The organism is Bradyrhizobium sp. USDA 372 (assembly GCF_053629095.1).
This window is the reverse complement of sequence record NZ_JBRJHR010000001.1, coordinates 7,121,570-7,148,346: the sequence shown is the minus strand read 5'-3', so window position 1 is coordinate 7,148,346 and position 26,777 is coordinate 7,121,570. Positions and strand designations below refer to the sequence as shown.

Here is a 26,777-nt window from a genome sequence, read left to right as displayed (position 1 = left end):
CCCGTCACCATGCCTCCGCCAGGCGACCGATTGCCGGCTTCACTGTTTCGATCGCCGCATCCTTCCAGCCCGGACGTCCCGCGCGCTGTCCCTTCTGGCGCAGCTTGCGCATGTCGCTGAGCCCTTCGATGTTGACGGCGGGGCCGGACCCGACCGCCTCGACCGGCCGGGGCGTCAGCAGCGCGTCGAGCCGCGCCTGGCCGGAGAGGCCGAGCAGGTAGAATGTGCCCCCGTCCTTCTTGGCGAGCCAGGTCTCGATGTTCTGGTTGCCCTCGCCGTCGACCGAGATGTTGCGCACCATGCTGGCGCCGGTGAAGACGTTGCAGCAGGCGTGACTCGGCCCGTAATTGGTCACCGTCGCCGAGACGTCGCCGGTATAGAACACCACATAGGCATTGCTGACATTGGCATTGCCGGCCTGGCTCATCGTGAACACGCCGCCCGGCTGGTAGAGCTGGAGCGTCGGCCAATTGGACGGCGCCGGCGTGCGGTTGTTCAGGAGTATCTGCTGGGTGGCCGTGGTGAGCATGAGCTGGCCCGGCACATAGCCGTTCAGGATCGAGACAGCCGGCGCATCGGTCCAGAAGGTCGCATCCACCACCCTGAACTGGTTGATGATGATGTGGTCTGGGTCGATCGAGACGTCGGCGGACTTCGCGACGCCGCCGTTATAGCCGGTGATGTTCATGACCAGCGGGATTGCCGGCGTCGAGCGGATCTGCTCGCCCTTGACGTTGATCGTATCCGCCGCGAGGTCGAGCTCCTTCACGACGCTGACCCAGCCGATGGTCAGGTCACCCGGCGAGGTCATCTTGATGGTCTTGCCGCTGATCCTGTCGAGCGAGACCGGGCCCGCCGAGACGAAATGCGTGTCGCCGTTGGCGGAGATCGATCCGCCGCGGATCGCACCCGTATCGGAGCGCAGGTCGATGTCGCCGAAATCGCCCGGGATACCGGTCGTGGTAAGCTGGCTGAAGACGATGTCGTTCACGGCGTGCAGGGTCTGCGTGCGGCCGCTGACAGCGGTGCCGACGGTGATCGCTCCGGCCGTCGCGGTGACGTCGAGCGTGCCGCCGACATTGAGATTGTCCCAGTGAACGACCGTGCCGCTGAGGACTGCATTGCCGGTCGAGGCCGTGAGGTTATGGCCGGTGTTGGTGCCCGCCGCGATCAGCCGCGCCGAGCCGTGGGCCGAGACCGAGCCCTGTGTCGGCACGCCGCCCGAAATCACCGTCTGCGCCAGGATGAAGCCGTTGTCGGCGGTGACGTTGATGTTGCCGACGTCGCCGGCGATGCCGGTCGCCGTCAGTGCGTTGAAGGTGACATTGTCGCGGGCATGAATGGTCTGCGTGCCGCCGCTCTGCGCGGTCTGGAAGATGATGCTGCCCTGGCTCGCCATCGCAGCCAGCGTCGTTCCGACACTGAGAGCGTTCCAATCGATCGGGCCGCCGTTGGCCGTCAGCAGCCCCGAGCCGGTCGTGGCGGCGAGCGTGTTGCCGGTGATGGTCGTGGCGGCCAGCAGCGTCGCCGAGCCACGGGCCGAAACCGAGCCCAGCGTGGTCGCGCCGCCCGACGTCACCGTCTGCGCCAGGATGAAGCCGCTATCGGCGGTGACGTTGATGTTGCCGGCATCGCCGCTATTGCCGGTTGCCGCGAGCGATTTGAACGTCACATTCCGGGTCGCGTGGATCGTCTGCGAGCCGCTGCTCTCGGCGGTGCCGATGACGATGCTGCCATTGTTCGTGACGGCGTGGAAAGATCCGCTCGCACCGGTTGCCGTGCCCGCCGCCACCTGATCGAGCGTCAGGCCACCGGTGCCGATGATGTCCACGCTGCCCTTCACTGCCGACAACAGGCTCGCCTCGGTGTCGGTGAGAACCTTGACGTAGATGTCGCCGGCGCTCGTGCTCGCCGACAGCCGCGCGGCACTGAGAATGAACCGGCTGGTCGCGTTGCCGATGCCGTTCGATGCGCTCAGCGACACCTCGGCGCCCGCGCCGGAGGCGACGAACTTGGTCCGGCCGTCGCCATTGTCGACGATCGCGCCGAGCGAGGCGACGCCGCCGGCGGTGACGATGATCGAGGGCGCGTTCGATGCTGCCGCGTAGGACAGCGACGAGTTCAGCTGGCCGATCGTCGCATCGCCCGTGGTGGTCACCGAGATCAGTCCGGCCGCATTGATGGCCGAATAGGCGCCCATCGACAGCGTCGCCGCGACGAGCGTGACACCATCGGAGCTGCTGGTCGCGACCACCGGCGCCGCACCGGTGCCGGCCGCGAAAGTCATGCCGCGGTTGGCGAGCAGCTGCATCAGGCCGCCGCTGGTGATGCTGGTGTTGATGGTGAGCGCACCGCGCGCCACGTTCAGCGTCAGCGCACCGCCGGCCGTCAGCGCCCCATAGGGGCCGCTCGTGCCGACCGCGAGATCGCCGGTCACGGCGAGGATGCTGAGATCGCCGACCGACGAGCCGGTCACCGCGCCGGAGACGTTCACCTGCAGCGGCTGGAAGGTTGACCCGTTGAAGCCAATGCTGCCGCCGGCGCGCAGATCGAGGTCGGTGCCAAGGATGTGGATCGCAGAGCGGTCCGTGAAGCCCGCCTCGGCGTAGATGCTGCCGGTCGCGGCGAGCTGGATCGCATTGCCGGCAGCGATGTTGCCGAGGATGAGATCGCCGGTGGTCTGTCTCACATAGATGCCCTGTGCCGACGAGACCTGGTCGAGCTGGTCGTTGCCAGGGTCGGCAAACGCGATCTGGAGCGCGTTGGCGTTGGCCGCGGGATTGCTTCCGGCGGCCCCGGGCGCGCCGACATTGCCGCGCTCGGCGATCAGGGTCAGGTTGGCGATATCGCCCGAGATCACGGCCCCGCCCGCATTGGCGGAAATGCTGTTCACGGCGTCGAGCTTGACGTCGCCGCGGCCGGTCACCTCGATGCCGTTGGCCTGGGCGGCCGTGATCGGGCCGTAGTTTGCGGTGACGCCGCCGAGCGCGAGGCTGTTCTTGCTGCCGAGATAGATGTTGGTCAGCGCCTTGGCCGAGATCGCGATCGGGTTGTCGACCACGACGAGGTTCTGCTGCGACAGGCTGACCGTATAGGTCGTGACGTGGGTCGTGGGATTCGTGACCGCGCCGACGGTGAGCTGGCCGGGACCGGCCGTCGCGAGCAAGCCCCTCTGCTCCGGCGTCAGCGACGAGGAATCGACGCTGGTGAAGGTGAAGGTCTGGGGCGCGGCCGAATTGCCGACCGAGCCGCGCGGCGCGTAGAGCATGATCTGGTTGGCGCTGACATTGGCGATGACGTTGTCGTCGATCGGCGGCGGAGCCGCGCCGACGGCCGACGACGACACCGTGTAGGCGAGTTGGCTCTGCGTCCACTGCGAGCCCGCGGTGATGATGCCGTAGACCCGTTCGGTCGACGCGAGCGTGTAACTGTAGCTCGCATTGTAGGCGTTGAGCGCGGTCTGCAGCGCCGCGTTGCTGGGAAGGCGCTGATTGGCCGTTGAGACTCCCTCGAACAGCTTGGTGAACAGGGTCGACGACAGCGAGCTGCCGAACAGCGTCCCCAGTGGATCCGTGGGCGCGCTGCCGAGCAAGGTCGTCAGCGAGCTCTTGAGCTGGTCGGTGGTGAGCTGGCCGAGCAGGAACTGATCCCGCAGGAACCGCGTCGTGGCCTCGGTCTTCATCTGCGTCGCCGTGACGCTGGCGGGATCGATGCCGAGCTTGGCCGCCACCTGCGCCCGCAGCACCGTCTGCCCCACCGAGGTCGGAGCGTAGGTGCTGCCGTTCGGGAATGCGATGTTCTTGAGCTGGAAGTAGTCGTTGTAGGCCGAGGTCACCATGGACTGGTAGCTGTTGACGGCGTTGGTGGCGGCGTTGCCGCTGAGCAGGTCAAGGCTGGCCCAGACGCCCTGCAGATGCTGGCTCTGCGCCGGGGTGAGACCGACCGCCGCCCGGCCGTTGAGGATGCTGGCCTGGTTGCCGTCGGAGCCGGCGGCTTCGAGGAAGACCGGGCCGCCGGTCGACTGCACCGTGCCGAGGCGCAGATCGCCCTTGGACTGGACGATGTAGGTGCCGGTGGCCGAAGCGCTGTCGAGAACACCGCCATCGACGGTGCCGTCGGTCTGCGTGGTGCCCGTCGCCTGGATCACCAGGGGGTTGATGTTGGTCAGCGTGGACGCGCCGTTGACGACGGCGCTGGTCGCGCCGATCGCGCCGGCACTGGAGTTGATCTCGACATTCTTGCCGATCACGACCGGGGTGGCGACGTTGTAAGCGGCCGCCGAGTTGATGTCGCCGGTCGCGGAGATGAAGACGCTGCCCTGCGGCGCGCGGCCGGAGACGCCCGAATTGACGGCGACCTGGTTGATCGAGAGCGAGCCGACCGCCGCGATCGCGATGTCGCGATCGATCGAGGTGGCGGTCAGGTTGCCGCCGTAGACCTGCACCTGGACGGGAACACCGTTTGCGCCGATCGAACCAATGCCGCCATCGGCCCGCAGCGTCACGTTCTTGCCCGAGATCATCGGGTTGTTCGCATTCGCCCCGGACGTGATGGCCGAATTGGCGCCGGTGGCGATCACCGTCGTCGACCCCGAAAGATTGTTGATCGGCCCGTTGATGACGATGCCGGAGTTCGAGCTGACATTGACCGTGCTCGCACCGCCGCCGCTGAACTGGATGTTGATCGGGTTCGACGCCTTGACCGTGTTGGTCAGCGTCAACGTCAGGTGATCGTAGATCTGCTGAAACCAGTCGAAATGAGCGTCCGCGCCACAGCACTTGCCAGCCCCGGTGTTGTAGCCAGCGTTATGATAGCTGCCGGTCGCCGTGACCACTTCCTGGAAGTTCGCAGTCTGCAATTGGCCGGTGTTGCCGCCCCCGCCCGTGGCCTGCATCACGTTCTCGACCAGGCTGATGGTGCGCGTCCAATTCTCGCCGGTCGCAGCATTCGGCGTGTAGTGCCAGCCGTAGTCGAATTGGGTGCTGGTCACCGGACGATCGAGCGTCGCCGTGTCGACCCACTGGTAGTACATGTTGGGCTTCACGGTGTACTGGATGCCCGCTGTGCCGCTCATGCCGGCCAGCATCGAGGCGGTGTACGCGCTCGCGTTGACGCCGGCCGTCCGGTAGGTCGACACCTGCTGACTGCCCGCAGCGGAGGGATTGTAGACGTACCAGGTCGTCTGCTGCTGGAGCTGATCGACGATCTGGATCACGCTGGGCGCGCTGACGCCCGTGTTGATGGTGTTGGTGACGAGCTGGAGTCCGGTCGTATTGTTGACCGTGATCGAGCCGGCACCACCCTTGACCGCGATCGTGCCCTGAGGCGTGCCGTCGGTCGAGGTCGAGATGATCTTACCGTTCAGATAAACGTAGCCGCCCGAGCCCTGCACCACGCCATTGACGAGGATCTGGTCGGTGAGCGCGTTGTACCGCACTCCGATCTTGATGTCGCTGGCGACCAGCGGCGCCGCAGCGGCTGTGATGTCGTAATAGCTGCCGTTCCGCGCGTTGGCCTGAGCCTGGGCGAAGGCCGCGCTGTTGCCCTTGAGGTCGTTGATGGCGGACAACGCGCCGCTGCCGATGTCGATCGAGTAGTTGCTGCTCGTGCCGCTCTGGATCAGGCCGTTGACGTTGATGACACCCGCCGAGATGATGATCGCCTGTCCGAGGATGAAGGGCGCGTTCGCGGGATTCTGGTATCCCGAGGGCGTGGTTGAGGCCCAGTTCGTGATGGCGTTGGTGTTCGCGGTCCTCGGCGTGACCACATCATTCTGGATATTGACGACCTGGAAATAGGTTCCGCAACCATCACAATTGAACGGCGAGTAATACGTGTAGGTGCGGGTCGAGGTCGAACCGTCGGGGTTAGTAATAGTCACGTCGCGGGTTGTGTTGCTGAAGACGCCCTGGCCGGCATAGGTGTTGCGCTCCCACGGCGCGGTGACGATCGGTTGGACCGTCGGCCCTTCCATCGCCGCGAGCGTGGCGGTGCTGCCCACGCTGCCGCCGCCTCCGTTGGGCGTGCCGTTACCCGTCGGCAGGAAAATCGCCGAATAGAGCGACAGGCCGTCGTAATAGGTCATCAGCATGCGCGCGGTGAAGACCGTGCTGTTGGCGGCCGTTTGCTGAACGCCCGTGTTGCCGTCGACGCAGCAGTAGTAGAAATACGGGTGATTGCCGCCCGCGCCGATATGCGGGCTGTAGGCGTAATCGCCATAGGCCCCGAGGAAGGTCGCCGCTGCCATCACGGCCGTCAGCGTGTCGTTGCTCGCCGGCTTGTACTGGACGCCGGCCCATTGCGCGGTGACGTCGTGATTGGAATTGTAGAAGCTGCCGATGCCGCCGAGGAAGATGAACGAGCCGTTTGGCGCCACCATCTGGATGGTCGCGGCATTGAGCGACTGCGACGCCACGACGCTGCCGAGTTGGCTGGTAATCTTGAGCAGACCGTTCTCGTTGCTGACGATGCCATCGAAGTAGATGTCGGGCTTGCGGGTCAACTGGTTGCCGTTGTCGTCGACGCCAAGCCCGGTGCTGGGATCGACCCGGTTGTAGGTCGCTGAGATGTCGATGATCGGCGTTGCGCTCGGCGTGGCGGTGAAGGTCACGTTGGAGTGCGAATCCGGGTCGACATGGTCGATCTGTCGGTAGGTGATGTTGCCGCCGGTCACAGTGGTAACCGTGAGGTTCGCAAAGTCCATGAAATCGAGGCCGCGGTTCTCGACCTTGATCATGGGCGAGCCTCGCGCGATGACCGCTGGCGCCGAATGACCGGCGAGGCTGTTTCCGGTCAGCTTCTGCGCCAGGATCGAGACATTGCCTGCTGACGCCAGCATGTCGCCGAAGGCAAAGGCGTTGCCGCCGGCATCGGAGGTGTATGGTGCCTGCTGGATCAAAGCGTTGATCTGACGCTGGATGTCGCCGGTCGGATCGGCCCCGGACGGCGTCATTGTGGCGGGATGTGTGGACGTCGACGCCGCCAGCGCGGTCCGGATTTGCGTATCGGTCAGGCCGGTGAGGGTGCCGAGCTGGTTGACGATGTTCTGGTAGGGATTGAAGCCGCCGACGATCGTGTACTGCACCGTCTGGTGGTTCCAGCTCTTTACCGGGCTGAAATGATCGACGTCGGCGACGTATTCGAGTGTGGATGACAGCGACGAGTACGGGCTCGTCGTGCTCAGGGTCGGCGCGCTTGCACCGAGATCGATCGTGATGAGCACGTCGCTGTTGATGCCCGCCACCACAAGGCCGTTGAGCGCGACGTCGCCGGTTCCGCTGGCGTGGCTGTGGTTGTCGCTGTTCTTGGCGCTGAAGATGTCGAGGTACGGATTGTAATTGCTGCCGTTGCCGGACGCGGTGACCTGCCCCTGCGTCGCGCCCAGATAGATGTCGCGCACGCCGAGCACGCGCGAGCCGTCAGTCAGCGTCAGGCTGCTGTCGCCGCCCGCATTGGCCGTGCCGCGGTAGAGGGTCGAGATCGGAATGGCGGTGTTGTTGTAGACGACCGTCGTCGCCGTGGCCTGGATGCTGCTGAAGGTGATGGTGTCACCCGACATGCCGGCAAAGATGTTGATGTCGCGCCAGGCCTGGATCGTCGTACCGCCGTCGACGGTGACGTCCTGGTCGGCGTGGACCCAGGTGTTGGTGCTGGCACCGACGCCGGCGATCGCGCCGTAGAGACTGGCGTTGGCGTTGTTGGACGCGGCCATCTTCGCAGCCGTGCCGATGAAGATCTTGCCGACGCTGAACAGCTCCCGGGCATGGATGTTGACGGCGAGCGTGGCGTTCGCCGTCATGTTGGACACGGCGCCGCCGCCAGCGAAGAAGCTGGCCGTGGCGAGGCTCGCCGTGTCCCTGGTGTTCAGCGTGTTGTAGGCCTCGATGTCGATCACGCCCGTCGACGTGCGCGGGTCACCGTTGAGGCTCAGGATCGTCCCGGCGCCGATATTGGTGGTGACGGTCTGGGTGACATGGGAATCGCTCAGCGCAGCCGCACCCGAGAACGAGCCGCCGGAGCCCGAACGCGCGCCGCCGCCGGCCTGGTTCACGATGTCGTTGGAGATGACGACGATATCGCCGCCATCCGTGTTGATGATCAGATGCGTTCCGATCTCGGCGGTGGTGGTCGAGGTGACGTCATTCTGCGCCTTGCCGGCGGAGACGCCGGCCGTGGACGCCTGGTAGGCGTCGCCGTTGGCCGCATAGTTGGTGGTGTGCGTGGCCTTGACGCTGAGGCCGCCGAAATAGAGCGTGTCGTCGGTCGTACCGCCGTCGAACCGCGCATTGGTGACCGCGGTCGAGCTGGTCGTGGCGACCGCCGCGGCGCCGGCGTAGGTGCCGCCCGCACCGACCGTCGCGTTGGAGACGTTGGTATCCTTGCCCGTGGCGGTGATCTGAAGGATGCCGGTGTAGTCGGCATGGTTCAGGCTATCCATGTCCGCGGGCGCGCCGAGATAGGCGTAGGTGTGCGCGTTCGAGGACGTCTGCGCGACGGTCGCACCCAGCGCCAGGAACCCGGTCGAAAGGCCGGTCCCTTCCGCATATTGGGCGCTATCGTTCTCGGCGGCGATGACCACGTCGGCATTGGGAAGCCGGATCCCGACTCCGCCATAGGCGCTGACCGTCGCGTTCTCCGACGCCCTCGCCAAGCTGCCCTGCGCGCCGATCAGCGAGCCGCCGCCACCGGCGAGCGACTTGGCGTAGGTCGTCGTGCCATAGATCGTCGTCGTGGTTCCGTCGGTGTTGGTCTGCGTACCGATGATTGGGACGAGCGCCATCGCGGTCACGCCCAGCGCGCCGCCCGAGAAGACGGTGTTGTCGCCGACATCGGCCGTTACGGTGGCTCCGACCGTCGACTGGGCGATCGCGACGCCGACCGCACCGCCGCCCACCGAGACGCCGATCGCCTCGCTCGACAAATTGGGCGTGATCGATGCCGTCACCAGGGTGCCGACACCGGTCGCGGACGTGGTGATCGAGGAACCAGTGCCGATCTCGGCGGTCACGTTCGAATTTTCGTGCGCCTCAGCGTCCGCGCCGACGCCGGCGAGGATGCCGCCGCCGAGCGCCGTTGCGGTCGTCGACAACGTGCCGGCTCCAGCCGCGCCCACCGCCAGCGTCGAGGCATTGACGGTGGCGTTGTCCAGGACCTTCGCCGCGACCGAGCTCGACCGTCCGGCCGTCGCGACCGAGGCGCCGACCGCCGCGGCTCCGGCAGTGACGCCGCCCGTGAAGGCGACCTGGGTCGTGGAGTCCTGCGCCATGACGGCGACGCCGGTGCCGCCCGTGCCGGTGACCTGGCCGCCGAGCTGGGCCGTCACGGTGTTGGCGACGTTGCCGAACGCCACCGCCGCCTGGGCGCCGAAGTAGAGCGCCGCGCCGCCCGCGATCGCCTCGGTGTCGATGGTCTTGCCGGCATAAGGTCCGGTGTTGGCATCCCTGACGACCGCCGCAACCGTCACGGACGGCGCGGACACGATCGCGCTCAGATTGGCGAGCACGCTGCTGTTGACGCTGGTGTAGCCGATGCCGGCACCGATGCCGACGTTTTTCGCAAAGCCGGCGCCGAGCAGGTACATCTTGGCTGCATTGGCGCTGGTGGCACCGACATTGACCTGCGTGCCCGTGACATTGCCGCCGGCGATCTGCGCGGTGACGCCGTCATTGCCGCCGGTGAGCACGCTGCTGACGTTGTAGGTCGACGTCACATTGGCACTGCTGGGATTTCCCGCCGTTCCGCTCGCGACCGCATCGCTGCCTTGCGCGGTGCTGGTCCTCGCGTTCACCGCGGCGATCGTGCCGTTGCCATTCTGGTTGAGCTGACCGGTCTGCTGCCCCTGCGTATCGGGATCGGCGGTATTGGTGCCGACGATGATGACGCCGACGGTCGCACCGATGCCGACGCTGCCGCCGATGCCGGCCGTCACCGCGTAGGACAGCACTTCCTTGGTGCTGAGCGCATTGACATTGATCGCGCCGGACGAATTCAGATTGCTGTTGCGGCTTTCCGCGATGGTCTGGCTCTTGAAGACGATGACGTTGGCCGCGGCTCCGACGCCGACCCCTGCCCCGCTGGCGCCGACCGCGAGCGCGCCGGCGATCTCCTTGATCGCCACGTCCTCGTTGGCGTTGATGGTGACCGCACCGGCCGCACCGCCGGTCACCGATTGCAGCGTGGTGTCGTAGACGCCGGCGATGGTGGTGTTGTTGGCGATCTCGATATTCGCCATGCCGGCGATCGCGGCCGTTCCCGTCGAGAGCGCGCCGCCGATCGCATAGGCCTCGAAGCGGTTCTTGGTCTTGGCCTGGACGTCGAGCGCGCCGCTCAGGTTGAGCGCGGTCGTGTGCGGTGTCGTGCCGCCATGATAGGCGAATTCGTCGCCGACATAGGCCTCGGTCCGGTTCGAGGAGACCTGCACCAGGAAGGCCGCGCCGATCGCGGCCTGGCTGCCATAGGCGCCCGAGCCGTTCGCGGAGAAGATGCCGGTGTTGTTGTTGGCGTTCACCGTCAGCGATGCCGCCGTCAGCGCGCCGCCGACGACATAGGCTTCCGTCGTTGCCTGGAACACGTTCAACCCGACCGAGCCGGTGTTGAACCCGACCGCGATCGAGGACGCATCCTGCTCGGCATTGGCTTTCACCGTGACGGCACCGATGGTCGGGCTCGACGACTGCACTCCTCCGACCGTGGCATTGGTGATGGTGGCGAAGGTGCTGCGCGACATCGTCGTGCTGATGACGGTGGCGCCGCCACCGCCATTGCCGGTGGGCGGCACGATGCCGGCGCCGAACGCGCCGGAGTAGGAGAAGCTCGACGCGGCGACCACGATCTGCGGCGCCAATGTCGACGAGGTCAGGCGTGTGTCGATGGCGGCGCTGGCGATATACGCTCTCGTCGCGCCGCTCATCACGTTTGTGATCGGGTTGATCATGATGGCGATGCCGCTGCTCGCGGCAAGCGAGGCGACGTTGGCCACCACGGCTTGGTGCGAGCTCGCGACGACGGCAAGGCCGCGCACGGTGTCCTGGTTCTCCGAGAGATCAGGTGTCGTGTCGGTCGGGGCATGGGCGGCGCCGAGATCGAAAGCATGGACCAGCGTGCCGTTGTTGACCGCCAGCGTGTCGGTCGAGCTGGTTCCGAGCGCATCGACCTTGGTGTTCACCCCGCTGATATAGGCCGCCGTGGTCCCGGTGATCTGGTTGGTCACCAGCGAGCCGGCAATGCCAGCCGCACCCTTGCTGATCGACAAGGCGCCGGCGAACACGGCCGCCTTGTCGTTGTTGCCGGCGATCACGCCGACATTGTTGGTAGCGGTGACGTCAGCGCCGTTGATGCCGTTGGTGCCGGCCGCGGTGATGCTGGCGGTGACGTTGGTGCCCATCAGATTGGTGGCGACCGAGCCTGCCAACCCCACCTGCGAGGACATCGCGACGCCGACGGCAACCGTCGAGATGCTGGCGTTCGAGTTCGCACCGATCGCGACGTTGCCCGAGGCGGTCAGCTTGGAGCCGGTGACGCCGGCGCTGACAGTGTTGGCGATGCTGCTGTTGACGAGCGCCAGGCCCGCGGCGCTGCCTTGCGTCGAGGCGCCCGCGACCGCGGCGGTTCCGGTGATGCTGGAGTTATCCGTCGCGGTGACGGACACGTTCCTGGCCGTGACGCTCGATTGCGTCGTGCTCGACTGGCTGTTGCCGATGGCCGCCGAAACAGTGTTGGAGATGCTGCTGATCGTGGTGCCGCCGACGCCCGCGAACTGACCGGTCGCAAGACCAAAGCCGATCGTGACCGCCTGGATCTTCGAGGAATCGACCGCGCTCACGTTGACAGTGCCGTTACTGCCGGCCGTCATCAGGACGTTGGCGATGGAGGCCGAATGCGTCGTTGCGATCGTGTTGTAGACGATCGAGGCGCCGACATTGTTCTTGCCGGCCTGGACATCAGGACGTTGGCGATGGAGGCCGAATGCGTCGTTGCGATCGTGTTGTAGACGATCGAGGCGCCGACATTGTTCTTGCCGGCCTGGATCAGGCCCGCAACGGAAACGATGCTGGCGCCCGGACCGTTGCCCGTGCCGTCGTTGAGCGCAGCCGCGCTGAAGTCGATGCAATTCTGCCCGCCCGTGCCGCCGGCGACCGTGCAGGTGTCCGTGGCGAGATGATTGTTGTTCGACTTCTTGACGAGGTTGCCGAGCGCCGTATCCAGCGCCGACACGGCGCCGCTGTCCGCCAGCACCGTCACGCGGCCGACGTTGATGTTCACCGTCGCGCCGCTGCTGATATAGGCCGTCGTGGTCGGCGTGATCTCGCTGACCACGACCGCGCCCGCAAGCCCGTTGGACCCCGCCCCGCCCGACGCCGCACCGGCCGCAATCACGCTGGCGCTGTCGGCCATCACCAGCAGGGTGTCGTAGTTCGAGATCGAGCTGCTGCGGATATGCGCGTCGGTCGCGTTTCCGCCGGTGGGATCGCCGATCGAAGCATAGGTCAGCCCGATGCCCACGCCGGCCTGGCCACCCGATATATAGAGCGAGCCGCCGCCGATCGCGACGTTCGTGGTCTGGTAAGCATCGACCTCGAGCGCGCGGTTGACGCCTGAGGACTGCCCCGTGATCGTCGAGCTCTCGATATAGGCGTTGGCACTGTCGGTGATGATGCCGACGGAAGCCGACAGCGAGGCCGCGTTGGATTTCGATCCCGCAACGCCGATGGCGACGACGGTCTCCGTGCCGCCGTTGAGCGCCTGCACCGTCACCGAACTCTGGTTGTTCACGGTGGTGCCGTAGATATAGGCGAGCGTCGTATTGTTGGACATCGCCGCCGCGATGGCGCCGCCGATCGCAGCGCCCTGAGCGGACGCTCCGGCCAGGTTGAGCGCCGCAGAGCCCGAACCGTTGCTGAGAATGGTGTCGTTGAGCGCCTGGACGATCGTATTGGTCGTGACAGCGGTGGCCGTGGTGTACTTGTTGACCGTCGTGTTCCTGATATAGGCGCTGGTGCCGAGCGAGACGTCGCTCACCGAGGAGCTTCCGGCGAGATCGATGCTGAAGCCGTCGGTGCTCGATCCCGACGTCGAGCCGATCTTGCTCGCGGCCGTCGTAACGCCGGTGGGCCCTCCGGTCGCGCCGGCCCCGGCAGCGCCCGCCTTGTCGGAGAAGCTGGATGCGGCCGGCTCGGAGATCGATGCCGCGACGGCGGCGGCGGTGATGCGCCCGGAGGTGGTCGCGCTGATCGTGAGATTGTCGACATTGACCGCGCCGCTCCCGCCGCTCGTGCCGGCGAACGGATCGTTGAAGCTGAACACGCCTGGGCGAATGTCGGAATGGTTGTCGCCGATATAGGCGGAGGTGTCGGTATTGGCTCCGAGATAGGCCACCGACAATCCGACTGCGGAGCCGCCGCCTCCATTCCGGCTCATCGCCCCGGACAATGTCACCACCGACAGATCCTGCTGCGCCAGGATGCCGACGGTCGGGGCATAGACGGTTGCCTGGCTCGAGATCGACGCATGCGTCGTGTTGTTCAGGAAACCGAGCGAGGTAATGCCGTTCAGCGCCAGCGCGCCCGCGGCCTTGCCGGACGACGGCGCAACGGCGACGAACTTGTCGGAGGTGATCGCGTTGACGGCGATATCGTCCGCCGCCCGGAGCGTCGCGCGGTCCGAAACGCCGGCAATGGTGTTGGTGTTGAACTGGACGAGATTAAGCGCACCGCCGACAGAGGAGCCGCCCGAGGTGTTGCCGGTCAGGAAGCCGAGCGTGCCGACGTTGCCGGCAGCGTCGATCGACGCCGTGGTCGTGGTTGCCGCCACCTGGATGCTGGCGTTGTAGGTGTGGACGTCACCATTGTCCATCCCGGCCGCCCAGCTGCTGCCGCAGGTCGCGCTCGTGCAGGTCGCCGTCAAACTGGCGCTACCTGCGACCCACGCCGTCGTGTTGTTGTTCACGACGAAATGGTTCAGCGAACCGGCGATGCCGATCGTGTCGCCGGCGTCCGCCGTCGCATTGGCGTAGCTGGTCAGAATGTTGCCGCCGACGCCGAGACTGCCGTTGAGGTGGCTCAGAGTCGCACCTAACCCGTCCCATTTCAGCCAGGTGTTGGTGATGGGCTGTTCGGTGGTGGCATCGACCGCGATGTTCGCCGCGTTGATCAGCGTACCGCTGCCGACATAGGCGTTCGAATTGTGGGTGAAATTGCCCCAGGCGACTGCCGCGCTGATGGCCGTGCTCTCGCCCGACACCACGTCCTTGGTGATCGCGCTGGCCGTCGCATTGCTGCGAACGCCGCGATCGATGACGTTGCTGGCGACGGCGACGTTGCCGCTGGCATAGATGCTCGGCGCGCCGCCGCTCGGATTCTGCGCGATCGCAGCGGTCGCGCTCTGGGTGCTGTTGGCCAGCGAGAGCGCACCTGCGGCCTTGAAATTGAAGTTCAGCGGCACCAGCGAGGACATGTGGTCCTGGATGATCGACGTCGGCGCGGTGACGGCGCGCAGTCCTCTCTCGATCGCCGCGATCAGCGCCGGCAGGCCCGCGATGGACGACGCCATCGTGGAATTGCTGGTCGTGTCGGACGTCGCCTCGACCAGTACGGAACCGTTCATCCGGTGAGCGGTATCGGTTCCGAGCGATGCGCCGAGCGTCGCGGTCACTGACGTTGTGATGTCGCTGATGGCGAACGCACCGCCGACGGCGCCGCTCGCCCCTAATCCGGGTGCCGCAACCGACGTTGCGCTGGTCGAGAAGGAATTGTTGTTGATCGCGCGCACCTTCAGCGTGCTGCCGCTCGTGTTCACGGTGCCGGCTGCGATATGCGCGCTGCTCTCGACGTTCGCGACCGTCGTCACCGATCCCTTGGAATAGGCCACCGTCGGGACGATCTGCGCGCTCGTCGATGCCGCGAGGGCGGAGACGGCGATGGTGGCGTCGTTGAGCGCCTTGATCTCGAGGTTGCCGCCGGCATTGACCGTCGCACCCGAGGCGACGTTGGTCGTGGCAGTGCCGTCGATCTTGCCGACGACCACGCCGGCCGCAACCGGCGTGAGGCTGCCGAGCAAGGTGGACGCGATCGCCGGGTCCGAGGCGGTTTCCGATGCATGCGCTGAAATGGTGACATCGCCACGGCCGTTGATGTCGGCATGGCTGTTGACGTTGATGGTCGCGGTGGCGCTGGCGGCGACATAGCCGCCATTGAGGCCCAGCAGCGAACCGGCAAGCGTCGAGCCGACGAGCGCCAGGGCTCCGACTGGCGAACCGTCAAGGAAACTCGACACGGCCGTCGACGTCGCGCTGATCGAGACGATGCCGCCGGTGATCTTGCCGTCGACCGTGATCGCCGTCGCCGCGGTGGCCTGGCCGGACAGCTTGATGTCGCTCGCCGTTGCTCTCAGCGTCACATTGCCGTCGGTATAGGTGGTCCCGCCAAAATTGACCGACTGGGCCAGGATCTGCGCGCCATTCCTGATATCGATATTCGGCGCGTCGATGATGACGTTGTTGGCGTTCCCGGTCGAATGGCCGGAGCCATCGAGACGGCGGGCGTCGATCACCGCATGCGCGGCAAGCGTGATCGAATTGTCCGCCTGGATGAGGTAGTCGGCGCCGGCGCTGAGCCCGGCCAGCGCATTCGCGATCGAGCTGTTCGACAGGGTCACGCCGGTGTCGCCCTGGCTCGCGTCGCCGACCACCAGGTCGATCGGATCGAACAGCAGCGTGCCGGCCTTGCCGTTCGGCGCGGTAAGGTTGACGGCAACGCCGCGGCCGACATCGATGATGCCGTTCGCGCTGAAATCGACGAGGCCCGCATTGCCCGTCTTCGCGCTGGCGTTGAACCTGGCCCCGCCGGCCACGGTCAGGTTCTGCGCCGCCTTCAGGCGGATCTCGCCGGCATCGCCGGACTTGCTCGCGATATTCAGCCTGGCGTTCCTGCCGATATCGATGTTTTTGCCGGCCTGCACCGTGATGTTGCTCGGCGTCGTGGTCTTGCTGCGCGCGGTCAGCCGGCCGTTGACCCTGGCGTTGTTGACGGCACCGATATGGATCGAGCCGTTGCTCACCGTGATGGCGCTGGCGCTGCGCAGGCCCTTGGAGTTGACCGAGGCCGCGAACTTGGCGGCATGGTCGAGATTGGTGATGTCGCGCTGGCTGGCGCCGCCAACATAGACGTTCTGCCCGGTCAGGCGCACGCCGTCCTGAGCGTTGATCCGGCCGTAGATGCGGATGTTGCCGTCCGGCGAGACCGGGAACGAGCCCGCCATGAGATTGCCGACGGCCGTGCCGTTGATCGCGCCTCCGGGACCGATCAGGCTGTCGGTGAACTCGCGCGTCGGCGTCGAGACGTTGAGGCTGCCGACATTGACCACGCCGCTGCGGCCGACCACGAACCCCTTGGGATCGGCGAAGTAGACGTTACCGCCGATCGCGCCGTTCATGTAGGAATTCAGCGTGCCGTTGATGTAGACTGGCGCGTCGCGAACGATGTTGACGAGGTTCTGCGTGCCGGTCGGCAGTTGCAGATTGACGGTGTTGCCCTGCCCGACGCTGAACTGCGAGAACGAGTTGAAGGCATTGTTGCCCGAGACCGTCGACGTCGTGACATTGGTGACGCTGCCGGAGGTCTGAAGGCTGGTTCCAGTCCGTCCGTCGGGAACGATGACGTTCGCGGTCTGCGCCTGAACGCGGACGCTGTACACCGGCAGGAAGACCATCTGCATCGCGCAGAGCAGCGACATCGAGCGGAACTGCGCAAGTCCGCGCAGGCCCCGTTCGTCAGTGTCTCGCCTCGCAGATAGCCCGCGCATTTCAGATCCTCTTCATCGGCATTGGCGCCGATCCACGACCGGGTGGGAGAATGTCGCGATCGTCCGGCATCAGAACTGGCCGGGCGGAAGCTTGAAGATGTCGGGGCTCTTGGCGTCGGCGACGTAGAACAGCAGCAGGCTGGTCGGCGTCAGCACGCGGTTGCTCTCCTTGGTCTCGAACGTGCCCTGGAGCAGCAGGATCACCGAGCGATCCTTGGCGTCGCTGCCGCGGAACATCACGATGCCGCCGGCGACGGGCATGTTGACCGCGATGGAGTCGGGCTTGAAGCCCTCGCCCATGAAATGGGCGCGCAGGATATTGGCGTTCGAGAAGAGCTTCTCCGGCGTCATCGCGGTGTCGGTCCCCTTCGACCAGACCGCGCCGACCTGGATCAGCGACTTCGACTTGTAGCCGAGCACGTAGGAGAGCTCGGCGGTGCCGCCGTTCGGCAGCAGCTCCGGAACGGACAGCAGAATGCTGTGCGTCAGCTCGGACGCGTTGTCCTGTGACCTGATGGCGTCGGGCTTGGCGTTGAAATCCTTGGTCATCGCCGCGCGCACGTCGGCCTCGTTCATGCCGAACTTGGCCGAGCGGAAGCCATCGATCGCCTTGATCTTGTCGTCGGCGACTGGCGTCTCGGCTGCAACCGCAGATGTCGCACCGGCAGCAACCGGCGTCCCGGCAGCACTGGCCTTGGGCGCCGGCGCCGCCTTCTGCTTCGGCACGGCGCCCTGGGCCGCGACCGGCCCGACTGCAACGGAGGTGAGCAGGCCGACGAGGGCCGGAATGAGATAGATTCTGCGCATCGAAAACCTTCGAAAAACCTGAAACAACGCTTCAAAAATCAGCAGCAGCGAAACCGGCTTCCCCGAACCGTCGTCGCAGCCGGACGGAAATTGTTGCAGCGCCGCAAGGCGTTACAAGCGTCACGGAGAAGACGAGATTCGAAACAGCGACTCCTTGGCAGCAAAGGCATACGGTATCGGGCTGCCAAACGCTGCGAATGAACATTCACAAGCGCATTTTTTGATCAATTGTGGTCACCAGCCTTTCGCGTTATGCAACCGCCTGGGGAAAATCTTGCGAAGCATTTCATGATCGAGCGGCGCGCTCCTGCCCACACTGTGCCGGCGGTTGCCCGCCGCGATGTCCTTCGCCTTGCAGGTGCATCGGTCGCGGGCTGGATCGCGCTCGGCGCAACGACCGATCGCATGCGGATCGTCGCCTCGCTCACCGCATTGCCGCTCGACGACGAGCTGACCAGACGCGGCATGATCGACAGCGCGAGCTCTCGCCTGGGCAACCTCGTCGCCGGCTTGCGCCAGCGCGGCTGGGTTGAAGGCGTCAACTTCCGCCTCGAGCTTCGTTCGACCTTCGGCGCACCGGACAGGCTGAAGACGGCGGTCCAGGAATTGCTCGACCTCAGGCCGGACGTGATCCTGACCGGGTCGACGGTCGAGACCGCCGCCGTGCTTGCCGCCACCAAGACCATCCCGGTCGTGTTTGCGACCGCCAACGATCCGGTCGGCAACGGCTTCGTCGAAAGCCTGGCGCATCCCGGCGGCAACGTCACCGGCTTCACCAACAGCACCGCCGAGATGGGCGGCAAATGGCTCCAGCTGATCCGCGAGGCCGTGCCCGACGTCGCGCGCGTCGGCGTCCTGTTCAACCCGGCGACCACGCCGCGCGGCGGGCGCTTCTTTCTCGACTCGATCGAGCAGGAGGCCGCAGTGTCCGGCGTGTCCGCGGTGCCCGCCCCCGTCAACGCGCCGACGGAGATCGATGACGCCATCAGGCGCTTCTCCGAATCGCCCAAGGCGGCGATGCTTGCGCTGGTCGACAGCTTTCTCGTGGTCAACCGGCAGGCGGTCGTCACGGCAGCCGCCAAATACCGCGTGCCCATGATCTATCCGTTCCATTACTTCATGGATGCCGGCGGGCTGATGAGCTACGGACCGACGCTCGAGGTGCGCTCGGCCGATTATGTCGATCTCATCCTGCGCGGCACCAAGGCCGGCGATCTTCCGGTGCAATCGCCGCGCAAATACGAGCTCTTGATCAACCGCACGGTCGCCCGCACGCTCGGCTTGACGATCCCATTCACGCTGCTCGCGCGCGCCGACGAGATCCGCGAGTGAACGAGCCGGTCGACCAGGGACCTTCGCGGACGCCTTCCGGCCGGTTGTTCAGGAAATATCTCTACTCGATCGTCGCCCTCGCCTTTGCCGCGCTCGCCATCAACACCGGCTTCGACGTCTGGTTCTCCTATCGCGAGCAGAAGCAGCTGCTGGCGGCGACCCAGCGCGAGCAGGCCGCCTCCGCAGCGATCCAGATCGGACAGTTCATCGGCCAGATCGAGAACCAGATCAGGTGGCTTGCGCGCCTGCCGCCGGAGCTCTCGACCAACGAGGACGAGCGGCTGAACGCCATCCGCCTCCTGCGCCTCTCGCCCGCGATCGCCGAGATCGCCCAGCTCGACGCGCAGGGCCGCGAGCAGGTGCGTGTGTCGCGCCGTGTCGCCGACAGGATCGGCAGCAAGATCGATCTCTCCACGACGCCCGCCTTCCGTGGCGCCAATGACACCCGGGCCTATTACGGACCGGTCTACTTCTTCGGCGACACCGAACCGTTCATGACGCTCGCCACGCGCGGCACCGGCCGCGCTCCCGATGTGATCGTCGCCGAGGTCAATCTGCGATTCATCTGGGACCTGGTCGCCGGAATCAGGGTCGGCAACACCGGCAAGGCCCATGTGGTCGACCGCAAGGGCGTCTTGATCGCGCATCCCGATTTGTGGCGGGCGCTCCAGCGCAGCGATCTCTCCGGCCATGCCGACGTCCGCGCCGCGCTCGACGGCGTCGGGCCGCCTTCGGGCGGCCTCGTCAAGGAGGATCTGTCCGGCCAACGGGTGCTGTCGACCTATGCGACGGTGCCTTCGCTCGGCTGGCTGGTGTTCGTCGAGCTGCCGCTCACCGAAGCCTACGCGCCGATCTACGCCTCGATCGGCCGCTCGACCTTCCTCCTCGTCATCCTCCTGGCCGGTGCGGTGTTGGTCTCGCTGGTTCTCAGCCGGCGCATGACCGTGCCGATCCAGTTGCTGACCCAAGGAGCCAAGCGGATCGGCAGCGGCGACCTCAACTCGCGGCTCGCGATCAAGACCGGCGACGAGCTGGAGGCGCTCGGCGAGCAGTTCAACCGCATGGCGGCGCATTTGCGCGAATCCTACGCCACGCTCGAGCGCAAGGTGATCGAGCGCACCTCCGAGCTGGAAAAGGCGCGCGACCACGCGCTCGCCGAGCACGACGCCGCCGAGCGCGCGCGCAGCGCGGCGGTGGCGGCCAACGAGACCAAGTCGCGCTTCCTGGCCGTCGTCAGCCACGAGCTGCGCACGCCGCTCAACGGCGTCATGGGGGTGCTGCAATTGTTGGACGACGGCAGCCTCAGCGAGGCCCAGCGCCGCCACCTCGCCACCGCGGCGGCGTCGGGCGAAACGCTGATCGCGCTGGTCGATGCAGTGCTGGAATATGCGCGCCTCGAAGCGAGCACGGAAATTCTGGAGACGCGCGACTTCCGTCTCGACCAGCTCATCGAAGCCGCTGTCGACCTGATGCGTCCGCAAGCCCTGGACAAGGGCCTGCGCTTCGACCTCGCCTGCGATGCGACGGTCGACGTCGCCGCGCATGGCGATCCCGTCAGGCTCAATCGCATCCTGCTCAACCTGATCGGCAACGCGGTCAAGTTCACCCCGAGCGGCGGCATCGGCGTGAGCGCGGCGGCCGAGCGGCGCGACGATCACCTCCTGCTGCGCATCAATGTTCGCGACACCGGCATCGGCATCGCGCCCGAGTTGCACGAGCGGATCTTCGAGGATTTCGTCCAGGCCGACGACAGCATCGCGCGGCGGTTCGGCGGCACCGGCCTTGGCCTTGCGATCGCGCGCCGCCTCACCCGCCTGATGCGCGGCGAGCTCAAGGTCGAGAGCGCGCCCGGCGCAGGCAGCACGTTCACGCTTCAAGTGCCGCTCGGTCTTGCCGGAGACAGCGTGGCGCAAGGCGCGCTCGCGCCGCCGTCGCGGCAGCTCCGCGTGCTCCTGGTCGACGATGACCCCGTCAATTGCGAGGTCGGCGCAGCCATCCTGCACCGGCTCGGCCACCACGCCACGATCGCGAGGAACGGCGCCTCCGCCATCGAGCTCGCCCGCGATCAGGCCTTCGACGTCATCCTGATGGACCTGCACATGCCCGACATGGACGGCGTCGAGGCCGCCTCGCGGATCGGCGAGCTCGGTCTTGCCAAGATGCCGCGCCTCGTCGCCGTGACCGCCGACGTCTCGCGCAGTGCCCGCGATCGGCTCGCGGGCGCTGGCATCGCCAAGGTCGTGAGCAAGCCGATCCTGATCAACGCGCTACGCGAGGCGATCGGGGATGATCAGGCAGTCGAGCCGGCAGCCGCGCAACTCGCGGCCCACGAACTGATCGATCGGGTTTTCCTCGACGACCAGCGGGAGCTGCTGGGCGCGACGCAAATCGACAAGCTCCAGCAGCTTCTCCAGCAGACGGGCGAGCGACTGATCGACGACATCGCCACGGCCGCGGCGGCCGGCGATCACAAGCAGCTCGCGCGATCCGCGCATCAGCTCGGCAGCGCGGCAAGCGCGCTCGGCCTCGTCCGCCTGTTCGAGCGCTGCCGCGAGGTCGAGGAAGCCGCGCCCGCGATGCCGCTGCAGGAATGCCCGAGCGCCGCTCGCGAACTCGCCGCGCTGCGGGAAGCGTCGATGAGCGCGCTTGACGATCTGCTCCGCCCCGCCGAGCAGCGCTTGCTCGGCTAGCGCGAGTCCATAAATCTGCAGAGCGGACGGCTTGCCAGAGCCCGCTATCCCTCGACAGCAGCCAAATTCGCCATAGCGTCTGACCTACGTCAGTATGGTCACGTCATACCCCCGCACAATGGCGATGATCAGGTGCTCTTGCTATCTACCAACGCAGAATGAGACGCAACGGAACCGGCCCCGCGAGCCGGCAGTTGCAGGACAAGTCCGGTGGCGTAGCGCCCGCCGGCCTTTCTCCTGATCGAGCGGCAGCATGCTGCTTCGAGACCCTGGCGTCGACCGTCACACTTGGCTGCTGAGAGTACGCCATGAGAAACATCGCCAATCTCCTCACGCGGTTTTGGCAAGGGAGCCAGCCTGCATCCGATGCTCAGGTTGCGGCTGAAGCCGAACACCGAGATCAATCCAGCATGGCTGATTTTGTCCGCATCCTGCAGGCCTACGATCAAGACCCGTGGGGCGACCGCGCCCGCCCGTGACACCGTCGCCGCAGCAGATCAGCGCTGAGGCACGGGCTGCGGACTGTCTCCAGTCAGCTGGTCAACAAGATCAATCTTCCGACTCCAATCGGTCTTGAGCGGGTCGCCCGGCCAGCAATGTGCCGCCGGCCGGGCCAACACCCACACGAGGAATCAACTTCCTTCGTGCCGGAAACCTGTGACCATTGCGCTGTCATGAGCCCGACGTTTTAACGACGAGCTTTATATTTAGCAGGTTGACGCCTTTGAACGGGTTCGGCGCGCTTTCGATTGTTCCCGTACCCGTGGCGTTCGCATAAGCACCTGTGCCCGATAGGATCGTGTATTCGCCCGTTGATTTTCCATCTTTGGCCGAACCAGTGTAGCGCGCCGTGATCGAGCCCTCCTCGAACGTGTAAGTGCTATAGCCGAAGAAGGGACCCGACCCTTTAAGCAGGTCCGAAGTATTCACGAACTCTTTCACTCCGATGCGGCCATCGCTGAAGACGGCAACCCCAAAGAACTTACCAGACACAACCGTCTGTCCTTCGACGTTTGCGGCCTCGATGACCTTGAGGTCGATCGGCTTCGTGATCAGCTTGAACTCAAGCACCCGCTCGCCGGCTAAGGCGGGTGACGCCGCGACCGCCAATGCCAGTCCGGAAAGGAGAATGGTGAGAGACTTCCGCATAGGCTCCTCCTGCGCTTGTTGAAATCAAGTCGAGAAGTGCCAACGAGCTACACATCGTGCCGCCGCTTTTCGCTGCGGCATGGAAGAGAGCCCTCGGCGACGCCCCGGCAGCGGCTGAAGCTCTCTGGTCCTAAGGCGCGAAGCCGGGACACAAGTATGAGTCCGAGCGAGCGGAAGAAAGTTCAGGTTTTCGCTGCGGTATAATAGTGTCCAGCCAACTATGCGGGACTCTCAGTGAGTCGACACGGGCGACATGATCGAGCTGATCAAAACCTGCTTCGAAGGCGCTCTTTGGCATCTGGCCCAAGCTCGACCCGTCTCGCGCTTTGCGGCAACACCACTGACCTCTTCCCTCTAGCGGGTCGTCGCTTTGCGCCCGCCGGCTTCGTCCACGTCCCGCCCAAACCGCTCCACCAGGAAATCGATGAGCAGCCGCACCTTCACTGACAGGTGCCGGGTCGGCGGATAGACCGCATAGAGCGCTAGCGGCGGTGCGGAATAGTCATCCAGCACCGTGCGCAGCTCGCCCTTCCGCAACGCATCGGCGGCGATGAACTCCGGCAGCAGTGCCAGGCCCCGGCCCTTGATCGCGACGTCGCGCAGCACCTCGGCGTTGTTGACGCAGAGCGACCAGGCCGGCTGGATCCAGTGGTCGCCGTCGCTGCCTGTGAGCTTCCACTGATTGCCTGTGAGCAGGAAGCCGTAGGTCAGCGAAGCATGCTCGCGCAGATCCTGCGGATGTTTTGGCGTGCCGTGGCGCGCCAGGTAATCCGGCGAGGCGCAGATCATGCGCGCCACCGGCATGATCTTGCGCGCGATCAGGCTGGACGATTCCAGCTCCGCGATCCGCAACGTCACGTCAAAGCCGTCCTGCACGGGATCGAGCAGATCGTCGCTGAGCACGATCTGGAGCTGAAGCTCCGGGTAAAGCGCCATGAAATCGGCGAGCACCGGCCCGAGCCGCATCGTGCCGAACGACATCGGCGCGTTGACGCGGAGCAGCCCCCGCGGCGCCGATTGCGCCTGCGTCACCGCCTGGTCCGCCGCCTCGATCTCCGAGAGGATCACGACCGCCCGCTCGAAATAGCGCTGGCCGTTCTCGGTCGGGCTCGCGTGCCTTGTGGTGCGGTTCAAGAGCTGGACGCCGAGGCTCTCCTCGAGGTCGGCGATGTACTTGCTGATCGCCGAGCGCGACAGCCGCAGCTGCCGGCCGGCCTCGGCAAAGCTGCCGCTTTCCACCACCTTTACGAAGGCCCGGAGGCTGCCGAGCTTATCCAAGGGGTCGCCCCGCTGATTGTTTCCAAATCGTAGACATAGCCGTCATATTTGCATGGATTGTCTCCAATCCAAAGCGGAACGATATTTCCGGCCAGAGCAAGACCGCTCCCCGAATCTGGAGGACGACAATGTCTGGACTTCACCATGTCACCGCGATTGCCGGCGATCCCATCCGCAATTTCGGCTTCTACACCCGCGATCTCGGCCTGCGCTTCGTCAAGAAGACGGTCAATTTCGACGATCCCGGCACCTACCACTTCTATTACGGCGACGAGACCGGCCGCCCCGGCACCATCCTGACCTTCTTTCCGTGGGCCGGCGTCTCGGCCGGGCGCCGCGGCGTCGGCGAGACCCACCAGACCGCCTTTCGCGTGCCGCAACGCTCGCTCGGCTATTGGACGCAGCGCTTCACCGAGAAGGGCATCGCGTATGAGGCGCTGGAGAAGCGTTTTGGCGAGTCCGTGCTGCCGTTCACCGATCCTGATGGCATGGCGCTCGCGCTGGTCGGCGTCCCCGGTGCCGAGAACGAGCCGGGCTGGAGCAATGGCGACGTGCCGGCCGAGCATGCGATCCGCGGCTTCCACGGCGTGACCCTGCTGCTCGACAGCGCGGCGAAGACGGCGGCCGTCCTCGCCGACGTGTTCGGCTTCAAGGAGACCGGGCGCGAGGGCTCGGTGATCCGCTTCAAGGCGCCGGGCGATGCCGAAGGCAGCGTGGTCGACATCTACGAAGCCAAGGGCTTCCTGCGCGGGCACCAGGGCGGCGGCTCCGTCCACCACATCGCCTTCCGCGCGGCCGATGATGCCGAGCAGGGCCGGATGGCGCAAAAGCTCGTGAGCAATCACGGCCTGCACCCGACCGAGCAGCGCGACCGCAACTACTTCCGCTCGATCTACTTCCGCGAGCCCGGCGGCGTGCTGTTCGAGATCGCGACCGATATTCCTGGTTTCGCCGTCGACGAGCCGGTCGCGACGCTGGGGCGTGACCTGAAGCTGCCGAGCTTCCTCGAGCAGCATCGCAAGCAGATCGAGGGCGTGCTGCCTAGCCTGGAAGAGACCGTGTCATGACCGAGACTGCATTCATCCATCGTTTCGAGCCCGCGGCCAGCGCGGGCTCCCCTCCGCTGCTGCTGTTGCACGGCACCGGCGGCGACGAGAACGACCTGCTCGGCCTCGGCAAGATGATCTCGCCTGGCTCTGCCCTGCTCTCGCCACGCGGCCGCGTGCTCGAGCACGGCATGCCGCGCTTCTTCCGCCGCCTCGCCGAAGGCGTGTTCGACGAGGAGGACGTACGCCGTCGCGCGAACGAGCTCGGCGACTTCGTCGCGGAGGCACGGCAACGCTACGGCCTCGCCGCGCCGATCGCGGTCGGGTTCTCCAACGGCGCCAACATCGCGGCGGCGCTGTTGCTGCTGCAGCCGGACGCGCTTGCAGGCGCGATCCTGCTGCGCGCGATGGTGCCGTTGTCCGATCCGCCCAAGGCTGATCTTGGCAACAAGCCGATACTGCTGCTTTCGGGCCAAGCTGATCCAATCGTGCCGGCGAGCAATTCGGCGCGGCTCGCCGCGCTGCTGTCGCAGGCAGGTGCGAGCGTCACCCACAAGGTGCTGCCGGCGGGCCACCAATTGTCGCAGGCCGACGTGACGCTCGCCCGCGACTGGATCGGCAGCGTCGAGGCCAAGGCCGCATGAGCGGCGGCGCATCGTTCGAACGATGCGCCGCTGCCATCACTCGAACCAGCCGCGCCGCTTGAACCAGATCAGCGGCAGCACGCCGCTGGCGATGACCGCGAGCCAGGCCAGCGGATAGCCGAAGCTCCAGTCCAGCTCGGGCATGTGCTTGAAGTTCATGCCCCAGATGCCGACCATGATCGTCGGCGGCACGCCGACGACCGACACGATCGTCAGGATCTTGAACAGCTCGTTCTGCTGGATGTTGATGAAGCCGAGCACGGCGTCGAGCAGCAGCTGGATCTTGTCCGATAGTCGCGTCTCGTAGTCGCTGAGCGAGACGACGTCCTTGGACACGGCCTCGAGGCGCTTCTTCGACGACGCCGTGATCCACTCGCTGCCGACGTCGCCGGCAAACGCGGCGATGCGGCCCACCCCGAGCAGGACATCGCGCGCCTTGGCGAGGCGCTCGGCCAGCTCGCCGACATTCTCGAGGGCCTCCCGCATCCTGCGACTGGAGCGCACCGGGCGCTGGGTGCGCACCAGCCCGCCCTTGAAGACCCCGCGCGAAAGCTGATCGACCTTGGCGCCGAGATGCTCCAGGACATCGGCGCCGCGATCGATCATGGCCTCGAGCAGGCTGACGAACACGCACATGCCGTTCTCCAGGCTGTCATCGGAGCCGACGCGCTTGCCGATGTCGTCGAAGATCGGCAGCTCGGCAAAGCGCACCGTCACCAGCACGTGCGGACCGATGACGAAGCCCACCGGCGTGATCTCGGCCTCGTTGGCCTCCGTGACCCGCACCGCCGGCGAGCTGAGATAGAGCGTGCCGCGATCGAAGATCAGGCGGCTCGACGCCTCGATCTCGCTGAGCGAGTCTTCCGAGGGAATGCGGATGCCGAGCAGCCGCTCGACGAACTGCTTTTCCTCGTCGGTGCCGTTCAGGAGATCGGCCCAGATGATCTCAGAGGGCATTTCCGCGCCGATGCCGTGCCAGTCGTCGGACGGCCACCTGTAAAGCCTGAGCAAGAACCGAACTCCGTGGCCGCATC

Annotated in this window: 9 protein-coding genes and 1 pseudogene; 5 read left to right on the top strand and 5 right to left on the bottom strand. The window is 66.0% G+C overall.

Features of this window, described 5'->3' with window-relative positions:
- Nucleotides 1–4: 4 nt before the first annotated feature.
- A pseudogene (locus AB7M16_RS33270) lies at nucleotides 5–16,797 on the bottom strand (leukotoxin LktA family filamentous adhesin).
- A 69-nt stretch (nucleotides 16,798–16,866) separates the two neighbouring features.
- A complete protein-coding gene (locus tag AB7M16_RS33265; protein ID WP_172784363.1) occupies nucleotides 16,867–17,604 on the bottom strand; it encodes a hypothetical protein in 738 nt (245 codons plus the stop codon).
- Nucleotides 17,605–17,892: 288 nt separating this feature from the next.
- Between AB7M16_RS33265 and AB7M16_RS33260 the strand changes: the two genes are divergently transcribed.
- From AB7M16_RS33260 to AB7M16_RS33250, 3 genes are all read left to right on the top strand, one after another.
- On the top strand, nucleotides 17,893–18,936 hold the full coding sequence (locus AB7M16_RS33260; RefSeq protein ID WP_439363665.1) for an ABC transporter substrate binding protein: 1,044 nt from the start codon (nucleotides 17,893–17,895) through the stop codon (nucleotides 18,934–18,936).
- On the top strand, nucleotides 18,933–21,626 hold the full coding sequence (locus AB7M16_RS33255) for an ATP-binding protein (protein ID WP_453946539.1): 2,694 nt from the start codon (nucleotides 18,933–18,935) through the stop codon (nucleotides 21,624–21,626). Before AB7M16_RS33260 ends, AB7M16_RS33255 begins: the two co-directional genes overlap by 4 nt.
- 308 nt (nucleotides 21,627–21,934) lie before the next feature.
- Nucleotides 21,935–22,105 (top strand): hypothetical protein, encoded by a 171-nt coding sequence (locus AB7M16_RS33250; RefSeq protein ID WP_212256831.1) that lies wholly within the window; start codon nucleotides 21,935–21,937, stop codon nucleotides 22,103–22,105.
- Nucleotides 22,106–22,298: 193 nt separating this feature from the next.
- Here the strand turns inward: AB7M16_RS33250 and AB7M16_RS33245 are convergent, their stop codons facing one another.
- Nucleotides 22,299–22,775, bottom strand: a complete 477-nt coding sequence (locus AB7M16_RS33245) for a hypothetical protein (RefSeq protein WP_453946538.1) — start codon at nucleotides 22,773–22,775, stop codon at nucleotides 22,299–22,301.
- 354 nt (nucleotides 22,776–23,129) lie between these two features.
- Nucleotides 23,130–24,053 carry a LysR substrate-binding domain-containing protein gene (locus AB7M16_RS33240; RefSeq protein ID WP_453946537.1) on the bottom strand — a complete coding sequence of 308 codons (924 nt, stop codon included), beginning with the start codon at nucleotides 24,051–24,053 and terminating at the stop codon, nucleotides 23,130–23,132.
- A 128-nt stretch (nucleotides 24,054–24,181) separates the two neighbouring features.
- Between AB7M16_RS33240 and AB7M16_RS33235 the strand changes: the two genes are divergently transcribed.
- A complete protein-coding gene (locus AB7M16_RS33235) occupies nucleotides 24,182–25,120 on the top strand; it encodes a ring-cleaving dioxygenase (protein ID WP_453946536.1) in 939 nt (312 codons plus the stop codon).
- Nucleotides 25,117–25,743, top strand: coding sequence for an alpha/beta hydrolase (locus AB7M16_RS33230; protein WP_453946535.1), 627 nt, complete (start codon nucleotides 25,117–25,119; stop codon nucleotides 25,741–25,743). The genes AB7M16_RS33235 and AB7M16_RS33230 overlap by 4 nt, the downstream gene beginning before the upstream one ends.
- Nucleotides 25,744–25,779: 36 nt before the next feature.
- Here the strand turns inward: AB7M16_RS33230 and AB7M16_RS33225 are convergent, their stop codons facing one another.
- Entirely contained in the window at nucleotides 25,780–26,754 is a 975-nt protein-coding gene (locus AB7M16_RS33225; RefSeq protein ID WP_172784355.1) for a magnesium transporter CorA family protein, read from the bottom strand.
- Between the last annotated feature and the right edge of the window lie 23 nt (nucleotides 26,755–26,777).

Excerpts from the sequence above, each read along its gene's own strand:
- AB7M16_RS33230 (WP_453946535.1), top strand. The coding sequence starts at position 25,117 with ATGACCGAGACTGCATTCATCCATCGTTTCGAGCCCGCGGCCAGCGCG.
- AB7M16_RS33265 (WP_172784363.1), bottom strand. The coding sequence starts at position 17,604 with ATGCGCAGAATCTATCTCATTCCGGCCCTCGTCGGCCTGCTCACCTCC.
- AB7M16_RS33245 (WP_453946538.1), bottom strand. The coding sequence starts at position 22,775 with ATGCGGAAGTCTCTCACCATTCTCCTTTCCGGACTGGCATTGGCGGTC.
- AB7M16_RS33250 (WP_212256831.1), top strand. The coding sequence starts at position 21,935 with ATGAGAAACATCGCCAATCTCCTCACGCGGTTTTGGCAAGGGAGCCAG.
- AB7M16_RS33235 (WP_453946536.1), top strand. The coding sequence starts at position 24,182 with ATGTCTGGACTTCACCATGTCACCGCGATTGCCGGCGATCCCATCCGC.
- AB7M16_RS33260 (WP_439363665.1), top strand. The coding sequence starts at position 17,893 with ATGATCGAGCGGCGCGCTCCTGCCCACACTGTGCCGGCGGTTGCCCGC.